This is a genomic window from Microcoleus sp. PH2017_28_MFU_U_A (assembly GCF_020738035.1).
In the GTDB taxonomy this organism is placed as follows: Bacteria; Cyanobacteriota; Cyanobacteriia; order Cyanobacteriales; family Microcoleaceae; genus Microcoleus.
This window is the reverse complement of sequence record NZ_JAEQCX010000049.1, coordinates 23,924-39,808: the sequence shown is the minus strand read 5'-3', so window position 1 is coordinate 39,808 and position 15,885 is coordinate 23,924. Positions and strand designations below refer to the sequence as shown.

Annotated in this window: 9 protein-coding genes; 7 read left to right on the top strand and 2 right to left on the bottom strand. The window is 48.0% G+C overall.

Going from position 1 to position 15,885, the window contains the following annotated elements; genetic code table 11:
* Positions 1–10 precede the first annotated feature (10 nt).
* From JGK14_RS12345 to JGK14_RS12325, 5 genes are all read left to right on the top strand, one after another.
* Complete coding sequence (locus JGK14_RS12345; protein WP_325315124.1) at positions 11–829, top strand: HNH endonuclease; 819 nt, start codon at positions 11–13, stop codon at positions 827–829.
* A gap of 51 nt (positions 830–880) precedes the next feature.
* Positions 881–6,154, top strand: coding sequence for a hybrid sensor histidine kinase/response regulator (locus JGK14_RS12340; RefSeq protein WP_293224622.1), 5,274 nt, complete (start codon positions 881–883; stop codon positions 6,152–6,154).
* Between the two features lie 151 nt (positions 6,155–6,305).
* Positions 6,306–6,512 (top strand): hypothetical protein, encoded by a 207-nt coding sequence (locus tag JGK14_RS12335; protein ID WP_325315123.1) that lies wholly within the window; start codon positions 6,306–6,308, stop codon positions 6,510–6,512.
* Positions 6,502–6,909, top strand: a complete 408-nt coding sequence (gene msrB / locus JGK14_RS12330; protein WP_325315122.1) for a peptide-methionine (R)-S-oxide reductase MsrB — start codon at positions 6,502–6,504, stop codon at positions 6,907–6,909. Before JGK14_RS12335 ends, msrB begins: the two co-directional genes overlap by 11 nt.
* Positions 6,910–7,036: 127 nt before the next feature.
* On the top strand, positions 7,037–8,260 hold the full coding sequence (locus tag JGK14_RS12325; RefSeq protein ID WP_293196410.1) for a Rid family detoxifying hydrolase: 1,224 nt from the start codon (positions 7,037–7,039) through the stop codon (positions 8,258–8,260).
* A 603-nt stretch (positions 8,261–8,863) separates the two neighbouring features.
* Here JGK14_RS12325 and JGK14_RS12320 read toward each other — a convergent pair.
* Both JGK14_RS12320 and JGK14_RS12315 read right to left on the bottom strand, forming a co-directional pair.
* Entirely contained in the window at positions 8,864–11,011 is a 2,148-nt protein-coding gene (locus JGK14_RS12320) for a polyribonucleotide nucleotidyltransferase (RefSeq protein ID WP_293180665.1), read from the bottom strand.
* Positions 10,980–11,147 (bottom strand): hypothetical protein, encoded by a 168-nt coding sequence (locus JGK14_RS12315; protein ID WP_293150440.1) that lies wholly within the window; start codon positions 11,145–11,147, stop codon positions 10,980–10,982. Before JGK14_RS12315 ends, JGK14_RS12320 begins: the two co-directional genes overlap by 32 nt.
* Before the next feature lie 264 nt (positions 11,148–11,411).
* On the opposite strand from JGK14_RS12315, the gene JGK14_RS12310 reads away from it, so the two are divergent.
* Positions 11,412–14,771 carry a DEAD/DEAH box helicase gene (locus JGK14_RS12310; RefSeq protein ID WP_325315121.1) on the top strand — a complete coding sequence of 1,120 codons (3,360 nt, stop codon included), beginning with the start codon at positions 11,412–11,414 and terminating at the stop codon, positions 14,769–14,771.
* A 259-nt stretch (positions 14,772–15,030) separates the two neighbouring features.
* On the top strand, positions 15,031–15,858 hold the full coding sequence (locus tag JGK14_RS12305; RefSeq protein ID WP_293196406.1) for an SWIM zinc finger family protein: 828 nt from the start codon (positions 15,031–15,033) through the stop codon (positions 15,856–15,858).
* The last annotated feature ends 27 nt before the right edge of the window (positions 15,859–15,885 follow it).

The following is a 15,885-nucleotide window of genomic DNA, read 5'->3' as shown; positions in this document are numbered from 1 at the left end:
AGTTGTACAGATGAACGATAACATAGTAGAGGTAATTCCTGGTATTTTTGGTGAAATTCAGCCGAATGGCTGTATTATCTCTACTTTAACCAAGTCTAGCAGGGGCTATGCCAACAAAAGACTTAAGATTGACGGTGAATGGAAAACGTTTACAGTTCACCGTTTAGTATTAGAAAATATCTTAGGTCGTCCGATTAGATCAGAATACTTTTCTTGTCATACTTGCGATGTCCGTAACTGCATTAATCCCAACCATTTATGGGAAGGTTCTAGGCTGGAAAATTCTCAAGATAGGTTTAGAAAAGGACGGGTTAAAGATGTAGGAAGCACATCTGCTCCTAAACCTCAAAAAGTACCGCGAGGCATAGAAGTAATTCCCGGCATTCGGGCCGAAATACAGCCAAATGGCTGCATGATTTGTATCCTGGCTAAAAGAAGTGATGGTTACGCCATTAAGGGTACTAAAATTAATGGCAAAACTAAAAGTTTCTACGCTCACAGACTGGTACTGGAAAACAAACTGGGACGATCGATCAAACCGGGTTATTTTGCCTGTCACAGTTGCGACGATCGCGGTTGTGTCAACCCCGATCATTTGTGGGAAGGAACTCCTGCCGATAACTCCCGCGATTCTATAGAAAAAAACCGCTTTCCTTTCGTTCCTGGCAAGATAGGTCCTAACCGCAAACTGAAACCCGAACAGGTGCAGCAGATTCGCTATCTTTTAAGTGAGGGGATGTCGAGAGCAGAAATAGCTAGGACATTTGCCATATCTCGCAGTCAGATTATTCTCTTGTCAAGGGGACAGATTTACAAAGACATTCTCTAAGACTCCTAAAATAGACAAAATACAATAACGCTTAAAATCAGGAATAAAACTATGCTGCCGGAGCAACAACAGAGGATCATGGGCTACTTTATTGAGGAGGCAAAAGACCACCTCAATACGATCGAACAAGGCTTGCTCAACCTACAAGCGACGATCGAAGACCCAGAACTGGTTAACGAAGTATTTAGGGCTGCTCACTCTGTCAAAGGAGGAGCCGCAATGCTTGGCCTGACTAGCATTCAGCAAACATCTCACCGACTAGAAGATAGTTTTAAAATTTTAAAAGAGTGCAGCGTTAAAGTAGACCAACAGCTAGAGTCGCTGTTTTTGCGAATTTTTGACACGTTACAAGGGCTGTTAGAGCAACTGTCGGGGCCTTTTGGGCTGACAGAGGAATTGGGAGAGCAGATGGTTCGAGAATTAGAACCTGTATTTGAAGAACTCAACGGGCACTTGGGGGGACTCGTCGGACACTGCGCTAACGATTCAGACGAAAGCAGCCCGCTGCCAATACCACAAACAGTTATGGCCCGAATGGGAGCCGGGACGTTTAACTCATCGATGAGTTTTGCGGACTCGGATTCAGCTTACGCATCCGATCTCACAGAAACGGAAGAAACCGCGCTGCATCTGGTATTTGACTCGGATGTGCCGGCGAGGATGCGGGAAATGCTGCAAGAGTTCAAACAGCCTGAGGGTTCTGACAGCAGGCGACAACTTAGGAATATTTGTCGGAACTTGAAAATGGCGGGGGAGGAATTTGAACTGCCCGAGTGGATAGAATTGATCGCTGTGGTAGAAAAGGCGATCGCCAACTCAGAAAATACCTACCGCACCTTAGCCCCAACGGTCATCAAAGACATCAAACAAGCCCAAGAACAGGTACTTTTGGGTCAATCTGGGTCGATCGCACCCAGCGCCAAACTTCTGGCGCTGGTGCCGACGGTTGTGGTTCCGGAAACAGATTTTGAAGACTTGCTGGCATTCGCTCAACCGGGTACGTTGGGTTCAAATGCGGTCTCTGTTGAAGATGCGGCCTGGGATCTGGCTTTGGGCGGCGATTCCCCGGATGGATCGAACAAGTTGCTGCCAACAATTTCTGGGCTGAGCATAGACGAGCTGTTCGAGCAACTCGACGGCGACGAAAGTGACGATTACGCCGGAGGTCTATCGCCGTTGGACAATTCCCCAGGGTTCGGAGAATCAGATGTAGAGACAGGTTCTTTTAGAATCTCGACGCGCACGGGCCCGGAAGTGGGGGCGGCCGAACTCAACACTTTAGCAGACTTGTTTGAAGGCGAATCTCCAGATCTCGACGGCGCTTGGGAAGAAGAAGATGATCTGGACTACGTACAATCTGCTTCTAGGATGCCGACGGGGGGAATCATGGAATTAGATGATGATGACAATTCCGGCGATTTTACTGATTTGTTGTTTGACGAATACGGTGAGGAAAATTCGGAAACGAATGCGAGGACTCCTTTAGAGGATCTCACGAGTTTGTTTGGGGACGATTTGCTGTTTGGAGGTGAGGCTGATGGTTCGGCGGTGGCAGCCGATCGCGAAAATGCGGGTTTAAAGCAGCCGCCAACTCGCAAACAGCTTGAAACAAACAGGCAGGGTTTGGATCGGGGAGAGGGCAGGGTCGGCATTACCAGGAGGCAAGCTGATGAAGATGCTCTCGGTACGCTTTTGGACGAAGTGGCGGCCCAAACTTCTGTTGTGACGGCAGATGCTGATTTGGATAACTTGTTCGGCGATTTAGGCTCATCTGAGGAAGCGACTGTGCCGGCAGTTTCCGAGGAGTATGCTCTCAACCCGGATGCTTTCGACGCAGAATTTTCGGATCTACTAGCAGGTGGTGGCAATGATTCAGGGGATGCAGAAAAACCGACTGTAGCCGAAATAGATGATTTCGAGTTGCTCTCTGGGGTGGAGGAAGACTCGGATTTCAGCGAGCTGTTGAGCATTACTTCTGATTTCCTTTCTTCTGAAGGTGAAGCTGGGGAGAGCAGGGGCGATCGATCTTTAGCTACTGGCAGCACACCAAATGAGGAAAGTGGCAGCGTTTTTAATATGACATCAAATTCTGATTCTGATTCTGATTTAGATATTTCTGCGGATGGAGATTGGCTAGAAGATGCTTTTGGCCTGGAAGACGAGTCTGTGCAATCGACCAACCTGGATCTGGAGGATACCGATTTAGATGCGCTGTTTGGGGAGATTACGTCGGACTCGATTTCTGAGGATGAGGAGACTGGGCGCGATCGGCAGGCGGTTCATTCCCAAGAAGCGGCGAATTTGGCAGATCTGTTCGGTTCTGTACCTACGGGTACTGAGTATGACGGGGAAGCTTCGCCAGAAGTCGATGGGGATTGGTTGAATTTAAATGGAGATTCTCAATTGCCCAGTGCTGGTACGGCAGCGGATGAGGGGGACTTGGCGAGTTTGTTCTCGGACTCGGAGGCTACTGTTTCGGAGGCAGGCTTGACAGATTTGGCAGCGGCTGAATTGGGGCTATTGTCCGATCGTCCTGATGCGGAAATTGCCAGTGTCGAGTCTGATGAGGGCACTTTCGATTTGTTGGAGGATATGTTTGGCGAAGCGCCTCCACCGTCGGTGGATGCCGAAGCTGGTTTTGATTTGCAGGAGTTGTCGGCCGAAGTTCCTGAGAGTTTGTTCGATCGAGCCCAAACAGATGCGGCAAGTGAATCCGACGAGGAGGAAGATGATTTGTTTGGCGCGCTGGAAACGGATTTTGCGGCTGGCGATTTAGAGGTGATGTCGTCAGAATCTCTCGATGATATGTTTGAGGGCGATGCTGATTTGCTAGCAGCTCTGGAAACCGGGGCGACTCTCAACACCGAAGAGTTGGATGCTTTTGATGATTTGTTGGATTCGCTAGATGCTGGGCCTCTGGTGACTTCGGAACTGACGGGCTTTGGCGACGAAGAAGAAGAATTGAGCGAAGCCGATGCAGCACAGTTGGAAGATGAGTCGCTGGCGGACTTTTTTAGCGACATTCAATCAGGTACTGAGGATTCCGAAGGCAATTTTGACGATTTAGAAGCGCTGTTAATCGCAGGCGGTGCTGGGGTCGCAATGGCAGCCTCTGGGGGTGCAAATCCGAGTCCGGTAACGACGGAAGTTTTCTCCGATCTTGAAGATCTGCTGAGCGAGAGCGCAACTATGCCGGAAATTCCAGCACCGGCGAAAACTGCCCGCAAAGCACCACCCGCTCCTGCTGCGGAGAGCGACGACGAATTTGGCGACTTAGAAAAACTGCTGGAAGATCCAAAGGACAGCGGCCGTCAAAGCGAAACCAATATCGGACAGTCGTCGGTCAATAACAGACCCAGGCGGAATGCCCGCGCGGGCGGGTTCGGCGACCAAACCATGCGCGTACCGGTCAAGCAACTGGACAACCTCAGCAACTTGATGGGGGAACTGGTAGTCAACCGCAACAGTTTGGAGCAAGACCAAGAACGGATGCGGCAGTTTTTGGACAATTTGCTGCACCAAGTGACGCTGCTGAGCGATGTCAGCCAACGGACTCAGGATTTCTACGAGCGGAGTCTTTTGGAGATTGCTTTGCTGGCAAACCGCCAGGGACATCGATCGGCATGGCGCACCGAAGAGTCGTCCCACCAACGCGAAAGCGCTTGGAGACCAGAGGAAATGGACAGGTTTACTCCTTTCCACAGTTTGGCTCAGGAGATTATTGAGCTGATCGTGCGGGTGCGGGAGTCGGCGGCGGACATTGAGTTTTTGGTGGATGAGGCGGATCAGGTGACTCGCCAATTGCGCCAAGTCACGACTCAACTGCAAGAAGGTTTGACTCGCGCCCGGATGAAGCCGTTTGCGGAGACGACGGACAGGCTGTTCCGGGCGGTGCGGGAAATTGGGATTAAGTGCGGGAAGCAGGCTCAGTTGCAGGTTGAGGGTAAGGATATTTTGATCGACAAGATGATTGTGGATCAACTTTATGACCCGATGACTCACTTGGTGAACAATGCGATTACCCACGGGATCGAAGCGCCGGAGGTGCGTTTGGCAGCCGGGAAGCCTGCGATGGGCAGGATTACGATTCGGGCTTTCCACCAAGGGAATCAAACGGTGGTTTCGGTTTCTGATGATGGGGCGGGAATTGACCCGCAAAAGGTGAAGGCGAAGGCGATCAAGCAGAATTTGTTGACGGCGGCTCAGGCTCAGAGGATGTCTCGCTCGGAAGTTTACAATTTGCTGTTTATGCCCGGTTTCAGCACTCAGGAACAGGCGACGGAGTACGCCGGCCGGGGGGTCGGTATGAACGTCGTGGAGACCTCCTTGCACGAAATTCGGGGGACTGTGGGGATTGATTCGACGATCGGCAAAGGCACTGTATTTACCATCCGTTTACCTCTGGTGTTGAGTATTTCTAAGGCTCTGACTTGCATTAGCGATCGAGCTCGGATTGCTTTCCCGATGGACGGGGTGGAGGACATGATCGATGTACCTCGCGATCAGGTGACGACTGGGGCAGACGGTTTGCCTTGCATTGAGTGGCGGGGTTCGATTTTGCCGTTCCGCCCGCTGCGGGATTTGCTGGGTTACAACCGCCATTTGGGCCGGGGCAGTGTTTACGGGTTTAATACTGACGATGACATGATTTCGGTGATCGTGCTGCGCTCTGCTGGGAATTTCTTGGCGGTGCAGGTGGATCAGGTTTCGACGGAACAGGAAATCGTGATCAAGCAGTTGGAGGGGCCTGTGCCGAAGCCGATCGGGATTGCGGGTGCTACGGTACTCGGGGACGGCAAAATTGTGGCGATTGCCGATGTTCTGGAATTGATTGATTTGGCTACTGGCAGGCTGCGGAAGGAAGCTGGCGGTACGCTTTGGGATGAAAGTGGCGATCGGGCTGCTGCGGAGGCTGCTGAGGAGAAGACTGAGCCAACTGTGCTGATTGTGGACGATTCGATTACAGTGCGATCGCTCTTGTCGATTACTTTTGAAAAAGCTGGCTACCGTGTTGAAGAAGCTCGCGACGGTAAGGAAGCTTGGGAAAAGATGAAATCCGGTCTGCCTTGCGATATCGTGTTCTGCGATATCGAGATGCCGAGAATGGATGGTTTAGAACTGCTTTCTCGGATGCAGAAGGATGCGGTTTTGTGCGAATTGCCGATCGCGATGCTAACTTCTCGGGGTGCTGACAGACACCGCCAAATGGCTTACAGTTTGGGCGCGAAGGGCTATTTCACTAAGCCTTATTTGGAGGAACAGTTGATGGATGCTGCTGCTCGGATGCTGAAGGGTGAAGTTGTCGGTGCTCCGGTTGTTGTTTAATTCATCTGCGTTTATCTGCGTTTATTTGCCTATATCTGCGGTTGAAAAAGAGGAATTTTGCAACCGCAGATGAAAATGGATGAACGCGGATTAACGCAGATAATATCTAATTCATCTGCGTTCATCTGCGTTTATCTGCCTATATCTGCGGTTGAAAAAGAGCAATTTTGCAACCGCCGATAAAAAAGATACAAATCCAGCAAAAAGTTTTGAACGTGACTGCTGGTGGTTTAAATTAATTAACAAGTGGATGATGAATGATGAAGAAACGATTATTTTTGAAGGCTGGTATAGCAACAGTCAGCATGGCATGGTTATCGTCCTGTTTGCCTGGGAAGTCAGATGTTATGGCTGCTAGTAATGGTGTTTTTGAAGTTACTAAAACTGAGGAAGAGTGGCGCAAACTTTTGACTTCGGCACAGTTTAATGTGTTGCGAAAACACGCTACTGAACGCTCTCATACTAGCATTCTCGACAAGCAATACGGTAAGGGAATTTATGCGTGTGCTGGGTGTAATTTGCCAGTTTTTGCGTCGCAAACTAAATTTGATAGCGGTACTGGTTGGCCAAGTTTTTACGATCCGATCAAAGGGGCGATCGCCACATCGATCGATAATTCGCTGTTTGGGACTAGAATTGAGGTGCATTGCCGTCGCTGCGGCGGGCATTTGGGTCATGTATTTGATGACGGCCCTGCACCTACTGGCAAACGTTACTGCATGAATGGTGTTGCGATGAAGTTTATTGCTGGCTGAGGTTCTTTCACGGGTAATTCTGTGGTGTGAAATCCGATAATCATCCGCGCGCCAAATCGCAGGTGCACTCCTGATTCGCGCGGATGGTATAGTGGTTTGTGGGACGTGAGGGCGATCGAGGTTATGAATGGACGCTGAAGAACTTTTAGAAAGATATGCCAAAGGCGAACGACAATTTCATTCAGCTATGCTCAGAGGTGTAGACCTCAAAGGTGCAGACTTAAGTGGGATAGACTTAAGCTCTGCAAACTTGACAGCAGCAGAGTTGAATGAGGCCAACTTAACGAAAGCAACGCTTAATAGTACAAACCTCACGAAGGCATCTTTGAAAGGTGCGAATTTGAGCGGGTTAGTACAAGCTCAATCTGCAAACTTCACTGATGCAGATTTGTGCGGTGCTAATTTGAGTAAAGCCAATTTAAATTATGCTAATTTTAGTAATGCGAACTTGAATGAAGCAATCCTAAGTGATGCCCAACTAGCTGGTGTAAAATTTATTGAAGCATCCTTGATTGAAGTGTGTTTGAGCAGAGCTAAACTCAACAGTGCAAACCTGACTCAGGCAAACTTGACTGAAGCAGACTTAAGTCGGGCAGATATAACTAGCATAAAAATCAAAGATACCAATCTTCAGGGAGCCAAGCTGCGCGGTGTCAATTTGTCTAGCTATGATTTGTCGGGTATCAATCTAGCAAAGGCGGATTTAGCTGGAGCCGAATTGATAAAAGTAAATCTAAGAAACGCTTGTTTGCGGGGTGCAATTTTAGAGAGAACGGGTCTTCAAGGAGCTAATTTGATCCGAGCAAATCTGGAGGGTGCTAAGCTTAAGAGAGCAGATTTGACTGATGCCAATACTTATGGTATGAACATCAAGGATGCAGACTTAACTGGTACAATCATGCCTGATGGAGAATTTTACAAACCAGAAACCAATCAACAAGAATCTCAAACAGGAACATCTATGACGCGCAAAATTATTCGTACTGACAAAGCACCCGCACCTGTGGGCCCTTACAATCAAGCGATCGCCGCAACGGGCACTATGCTGTTTGTAGCTGGCCAAATTGCGATCGACACTAGACTAAACGATATCGTCTACACCGACGACGTGGCCAAGCAAACCGAACAAGTGATGGCAAATCTCGAAGCCATTCTCACAGAAGCCGGCGCTACTTGGTTGGATGTCGTGAAAACTACGGTTTTTCTCAAAAATATGAATGATTTTGCCGCTGTCAATGCGGTTTATGGGAAATATTTTGATGAGAAAACTGCACCGGCACGGGCTTGTGTGGAAGTTGCTCGTTTGCCGAAGGATGTGTTGGTAGAGATTGATTGTATTGCTGTTATTTGATTATTAGGACTCGATCTTCCGAATTCTTGCCCCCTACTTCCCCGTGAGACAAATTAGGTACGTTGTTGCGCTTCAGCGCTCTTTATAAATATTAGGAAAGAGCGCTGAAGCGCAACAACGTACCCTCAACTCAGATTGTTCTTAAGTCAACCGTATTAGGTTATACTATTTCTCAAAAATCTTGGTACAATAAAATTTTGGGCAAGAGTTAAGCAGAGGGTTGTTTATACTGACCATTTTGTAAGGTGCGTCGCTCGATCGATTGTCGATTTTTTTGAGGGATTTTTAATGGCGACGCACCCTACAGCTAAGCATACTTTATATTTTATTCAGTCCGCGGAGGCGGACTTCGTTTGTATAGTAGCGGTTTCAACCGCCAAACGATCGCAGATAGTTTTAAGTGCCGAGGGGAAAGTGCGCGACTGTATGAACTTCCACAGCCGATCGCACTTTTGTCGATCTGTCGCTGTCGCGCACCTACTCCCAAATCAATCTGAAACAATCAGATTTTATCTCAATTAGCAATTAGGAATTACTAATTACCAGTTACCAATCAGCAATTAGCAATTACTCCAAAAGCAATTACCAATTACCAACTGTCAACTATTTATTCAACGCTTCGCGGGCGGCTACCGCTTCGTCGGGATGAATGTTCAAACGGGTCAAATTAATTCGACCTTTATTGTCAATTTCTCGCACTTTGACAATCACTTCATCATTCACAGCTAACTCGTCTTCCACTTTCCCAACACGGTAGTCCGCTAACTGGGAAATGTGAATCATTCCTTCTTTTCCTGGCAGAATTTCGACAAAAGCGCCGATCGGAATAATTCGAGTTACGCGGCCGACATACACGTCTCCAGCATTCAACTTCCGCGTCATGCCTTGGACAATATTGTAAGCCCGTTGAGCTTTTTCACTGTCGTTACCAGCAATTGTCACGGTTCCGTCGTCTTCGATGTCAATCTTGACACCAGTTTCTTCGGTGATGGCTTTGATTGTTTTGCCACCTGGCCCAATTACCAAACCGATAAATTCGGGATCGATTTTCAGCGTTAGCAAACGCGGTGCAAACGGCGACATTTCCTTGCGGGGAGTGTCGATGGTTGCTAGCATTCTTTCTAAAATGTGCAGTCTCGCAGGTTTGGCTTGACGGATCGCATTTGCGATCGCATCTAAGGGCAAACCTTTGATTTTCATGTCCATTTGCAAAGCAGTAATTCCGGTGTCGGTACCGGCTACTTTGAAGTCCATGTCGCCTAAGAAGTCTTCAATTGCTTGAATGTCAGTCAAGATTCGGACTTCATCGCCTTCTTTGATTAATCCCATAGCCGCGCCGCTGACGGGTTGGGAAAGGGGAACGCCTGCATCCATTAACGCTAGCGTTGAGGCGCAAACTGAACCCATTGAGGTTGAACCGTCGGAGGAGAGGATTTCGGAAACTACGCGAATGACGTAGGGGAAATCTTCTTTGGATGGCAAAACTGGCAGCAAAGCGCGTTCTGCAAGGGCTCCATGACCGATTTCTCGGCGTCCGGGCGATCGCATCGGTTTGGTTTCTCCCACGGAAAATGGGGGGAAATTGTAGTGATGCAGGTAGCGTTTGTCTTGCTGCGGGTGCAAGTCATCGGCTAAATCTTGGGCGTCTCCTGGGGTTCCCAGAGTTGCTGCGGACAAGACTTGGGTTAAGCCGCGATTGAACAGCGCACAGCCGTGTACTCGCGACGGCAGCACCCCTACACGACAAGAAACGGGTCGCACCTCGTCTAGCTTGCGGCCGTCTACACGGACGCCATCTTCGATGATTTGCTTCCGCATCATTTTCTTGGTAACGTCTTTGAAAACGTTGCCAATTGTCTTGCTGGTGGCTGCTAGTTTGATCGGATCGTCTTCGGCTAGTTCGGCGATCGCAGATTCGACTGCATTTGCCTTCACTTCGTCCAAAGCTGCATTCCGTATTGTTTTGTCTTTTTCAAATCTTGACAAAATGATGCGGATGGGTTCTTGGGCGCGATCGCGAATGAAGTTTTCGAGGGCGAAATCTTGCGGTGGGCGTTCCTCTACCACGAAATCGATGCCCAATTCTGCCATGATTTCGCGCTGGGCTTGAATCAAGTCACAGGTTGCTTCGTAGCCGAAGTCGATCGCCTCGATGATATCCTGTTCCGGCAATTGGTTGGCGCTGGCTTCCACCATGATTACTCCGTCTGGAGAACCGGCTACCACGAGATCCAATTCGCCTTCTTTGATTTCGCTATAGGTGGGATTGATGATGAAATCGTCCCCTACCAAACCAACTCGCACAGCCGCCATCGGCCCGTAAAACGGCATTTTCGCCAGCAGAATCGCGACGGAAGCGCCTGTCACTGCCAAAACGTCGGGGGGCACTTGTTCGTCCATCGACAGCGTTGTTGCGACAACTTGGATGTCATCTCGCAGCCAGCTAGGGAATAGCGGACGCAACGGGCGATCGATCAAACGCCCAGTCAAAGTAACTTTTTCTGGGGGACGCCCTTCCCGGCGCAAAAATCCACCGGGAATTTTACCGCCAGCGTAGAGTCTCTCTTCGTAATCCACCAACAGGGGCAGGAAATCAATTCCCTCTCTCCCCTGCGATCGAGTCGCTGTCACTAAAACCGCCGTGTCACCCGACTGAATCAAAACTGCACCGCCTGCTTGAGGCGCCAGTAAACCAATCTTCAGTCTAATATCCCGTCCATCAAAAGATATTGACTTGTCTATCTCTACCATGTAGCACTGCTTCCTTATCTACCACATTCTTTCTCTGTCGGGATCGTAACATTACCACAGGATGTTTGAGAGGAACCAGCCAAAAGAGAGAGATAATCGGCGGGCGATCGACTGTCAGTGTCTTGATTGTAAGCATTTATACTCTTTAATTTTTTTTCATGTTCTCCTGTCGATTCTCCGGTCGATCGCCCGCCAAACACATTCCATAGATGGTACTATGAATTTTCGATTGGGAAATTTGGATCAATTAGGTCAACCGCAGATGTCAGGCAGATAAACACAGATTAACGCAGATAATTTCAAGATATTTCGGATTTTTTGCAAGAGTTATATTATTCACAAATCAAACAGGACTGCTGTAGCAAGTCTCGCAATTAAATAAAAATATTAGGATTTAAAAATGGCAATTTTACACGGCAGTTGGCTACTGGAAAAAGAAAAAAGTGGCTTATTTATTTGGGGAGAAACTTGGCGGAAAGTTGGGGCGATTGATACCGTTAAATCGGGGATGAGTCTACAGCATCCTTTGGCAATGACCGAATCTGAACTGAAGACTTTTCTAACTTCCTTGCAGCAGTCGGGCAAACTAAACTGGCAATTACCCGAAACCGCAGATATTCAGGAGAAAAGCAAGAAGACTAGACGATCGCCCAAAACGACCACCGCAGCCATTCCTACGGAAAATTTATCGATTCAGAGGCAAGTTCGGGCGATCGCACTTCCCACCCAAATCTCCGCAGACAACGCCACACTAATCCCGCAGCACTCAGCAGCAGCACTTGAAGAACCAACAAAAATCGAGGAAATTTACCTTTATCCTTGGCAAGTAGAAGGTTATTTACTCAACCCTCAAGCAGCTTTTGTTTTCTTGCAATCACTGCCACTCAATAGCACAGAACTAGACTCTTTTGTCGGATCGGATTTGCGTTTTTGGTCTCATATTGCTAGGTGGAGTTTGGATTTGTTGGCGAGGTGCAAATTTTTGCCAGCATTAGAACCACAACCTGACGGTTCTGCTATTGCTAAATGGCAACCTTTGTTAGATAGTTCTACAGATACACTCCGCCTCGCTACTTTTTCCAAGCAAATGCCGGCGGCTTGTCGAATATATCAGAAGAAGGAAGAAGGAAGAGGGGAGAAGGAAGAAGGAAGAAAGGAAGCAGAAATCGGGGAATGGGCTTTGGCGGTGGATTTGCCGGTGGGGGCGGAGGATTTGGTGTTGGGGTTTTTGAGTAGTGTTGTAGATTGTGAAGTGCGATCGTCTGCGAGGGCTGCGCTAACGGCTGCTGGCTCAACTTTAGATATCAAAACAGTTTCCCCAACCCGCGAATGGTTGCAAGCTTTGCAGCAGGAATCTGGGATTGTGCGCGCCGAATCAGCAGCTTTGGAAAAGTTGGCAACCAAGCTGACTGCTTGGGCTGCACCGCTGCAAAATCAACTATCTCAACAAAATCAATTTCACACTTGTTTTCAACTACTACCGCCGTCTCCCGGCAAAGTTAACTGGAGTTTAAATTATTGCTTGCAAGCAGTAGATGAAACCGATTTTTTGGTAGATGCGACAACTGTTTGGAACAACTCTGTCGAACGTTTAAATTATGCGGGGCGGACAATTGAATTGCCTCAAGAAACTTTGCTCAGTGGCTTGGGTTTAGCCTCGAAACTTTATCCGTTAATTGAGCCGAGTTTGCAAGCACAACGACCGCAATCTTGTCAACTAAATCCGCTGCAAGCTTACGAGTTTATTAAGTCTGTGGCTTGGCGGTTTGCTGATAGCGGGTTGGGCGTGGTTTTGCCGCCGAGTTTGACAAAGGCTGATGGTTGGGCGAGTCGTTTGGGTTTGAGTATTAAGGCGGAAAAAACCCCCCCCAACCCCCCCTTAGTAAGGGGGGGAGTAGGAGAAACTAACCCCCCCTTAGTAAGGGGGGGCAAGGGGGGGTTGGGCTTGCAAAGTCTGTTAAGTTTTAAGTGGGAATTGACGATCGGCGGACAGCGCATTTCTAAGGCAGAATTTGACAACTTGATCGCGTTGAATTCGCCTTTGGTGGAAATTAACGGCGAGTGGGTGGAGTTGCGCGCAACCGATGTCAGGGCGGCTCAAAGTTTCTTTGCTAGTCGCAAAGAGCAAATGACTCTTTCCTTGGAAGATGCTTTGCGGTTGGCTTCGGGCGATTCCCAGATGATTGAAAAGTTGCCTGTGGTGAATTTTGAAGCAACTGGTCAACTTCAGGAATTGTTGAATACTTTGAGCGATAATCAGGCCGTAAGTGCGATCGCAACTCCAGCCACTTTCCGAGGACAATTGCGGCCTTATCAAGCGCTAGGGGCGGGCTGGTTAGCATTTTTAGAACGCTGGGGTTTAGGTGCTTGTCTCGCGGACGATATGGGTTGCGGCAAAACGATTCAGCTAATTGCTTTTCTCCTGCATTTGCAAGAACAGGATGCCCTAAAAGCCCCGACTTTACTGGTTTGTCCGACATCAGTGTTAGGGAATTGGGAACGCGAAGTCAAGAAGTTTGGCCCGACGTTGAAAGTGTTACTCCATTATGGAGATCAACGCGCTAAAGGTAAAGCATTTGCGGCCGCAATTAAGGGAAAAGATTTAATAGTTACCAGTTATTCTCTGGTGTTTCGCGATGCTAAGGAAATTCAAAGCACTAAATGGCAGGGATTGGTTTTAGATGAAGCGCAAAACATTAAGAATTCCGAGGCGAAGCAGTCGCAGGCGGTGCGGCAAATAGAGGCATCTTTTAGAATTGCGCTGACGGGAACTCCGGTGGAAAATAGATTGCAAGAATTGTGGTCAATTTTAGAGTTTCTCAATCCCGGCTATTTGGGACCGCGCAATTTCTTTCAGCGCCGGTTTGCAATTCCGATCGAGAAATATGGAGATAGAGAATCATTGCATACTTTGCGATCGCTCGTGCGGCCTTTCATCCTCCGCCGCCTGAAAACTGACAAAGAAATCATCCAAGATTTGCCGGAAAAACAGGAGATGACTGTATTTTGCAGTCTGGCGTCAGGACAGGCGGCACTATATCAGAAAGTAGTTGAAGAGTCGATCGCTAATTTAGAATCAGCCGAAGGCATTCAGCGCCGGGGCATGATTCTGGCTTTGCTGGTAAAACTGAAGCAACTTTGCAACCACCCTGCCCTTGTGAAAGCAGAAGGTAAGCCGAAGGAATTGAGCATTAACAGCCAAGAATCGGGAAAATTGCAGCGGTTGGTGGAAATGTTGGAAGAGGTTGTCGCCCAGGGCGATCGGGCTTTGATTTTTACTCAATTTGCTGAATGGGGAAAACTCCTGAAACCGCATCTGGAAAAGCATTTAGGGCGAGAGGTTTTGTTTTTGTACGGCGGCATTAAGCAGCAGCAGCGGGAAGAAATGATCGATCGCTTCCAGCACGATCCGCAAGGCCCGCCGATTATGATATTATCCTTAAAAGCGGGCGGTACTGGCTTAAATTTAACCAGAGCAACCCACGTTTTCCACTACGATAGATGGTGGAATCCCGCAGTAGAAAATCAGGCAACTGACCGCGTATTTCGGATCGGTCAAACGAGAAATGTGCAAGTTCACAAATTTGTCTGTACTGGTACTTTAGAGGAGAAAATTCACGATATGATCGAAAGTAAAAAAGCTCTCGCCGAACAAGTAGTCAGCGCGGGCGAAAACTGGCTGACTGAACTCGATACTGACCAACTTCGCAATTTACTAATTCTCGATCGCAATGCTATTATAGAAACAGAAGAAGAATAATTTTTAGGGTTCGTAGTGAGGACTTCAGTCCTTCTTAAATGCGGACTAAAGTCCTCACTACAAACCTTCTTCTTTCTTCTTCCTTCTTCCTTTTTGAATGCGGACTAAAGTCCTGACTACAAACCTTCTTATTTCTTTTTTTCCTTATTTTTGCGGACTAAAGTCCTCACTACAAACCTTCTTCTTCCTTCTTCCTTCTTCCTCCTTCCTTCTTCCTTCTTCCTTCTTCCTTCTTCCTTCTTCCTTCTTCCTTCCGCTTATGATTGACAGAGAATGGTGGACACAACAATGGCTCGATTTAATCAATACCTACCGCTTCAAAAAGCGATTAGAACGCGGATGGCAATATGCGCGGGAAGGCAAAGTTCTCAGCATTAAATTTCCCAACCAAGAAGTAATTGCCATAGTTCAAGGAACTGATCCTAAACCCTATCAAGTTTCTTTAGGACTCGATACTTTAACCGATGAAGATTGGGATTACGTGATTGAAAATATGTCGCAAAGAGCGGTTTTTTCAGCTAAACTATTAGCTGGAGAAATGCCTCACAATATTGAAGATGTATTTGCGGCGGCCGGAAAAACCCTATTTCCGTTAAGTTTGTCAGATATTCGATCGCGCTGTAGCTGTCCTGACCCGAAAAATCCTTGCAAACACATCAGTGCAGTATACTACTTATTGGGCGATCGCTTCGGCGAAGACCCCTTCGTACTGTTTCAACTGCGCGGTAGAACCAAAGAGCAAATTTTAACCGCACTCCGCCAGAGACGGGGTACCCAAGCAGAGGAAAATTCCCAGCTAAACACCTATGACAATTCCCCCGCCGCGAATGCTAAAGTGCCGAAGGTCGATCGCTTTTGGGAATACAACCAACAGCTAGAATCATCTTTAGTCGTGATTGTGCCACCGCCCAGCAGCGAAACCGTATTAGATATTTTAGGCCCCATTCCCCTGGCAACCGACGCCAAACTGACAACTACCAAATCCTCCCCCGCATCAGACGGCATCAAACAGCATTTGAGCAAAATCTACCAAACAGTTAGCCAGCAAGCAGTTTTAGCGGCACTGAAACGAAGTGAAGCAGACTAAAAGATTATTCTTTCTTTGTTTCTGGGA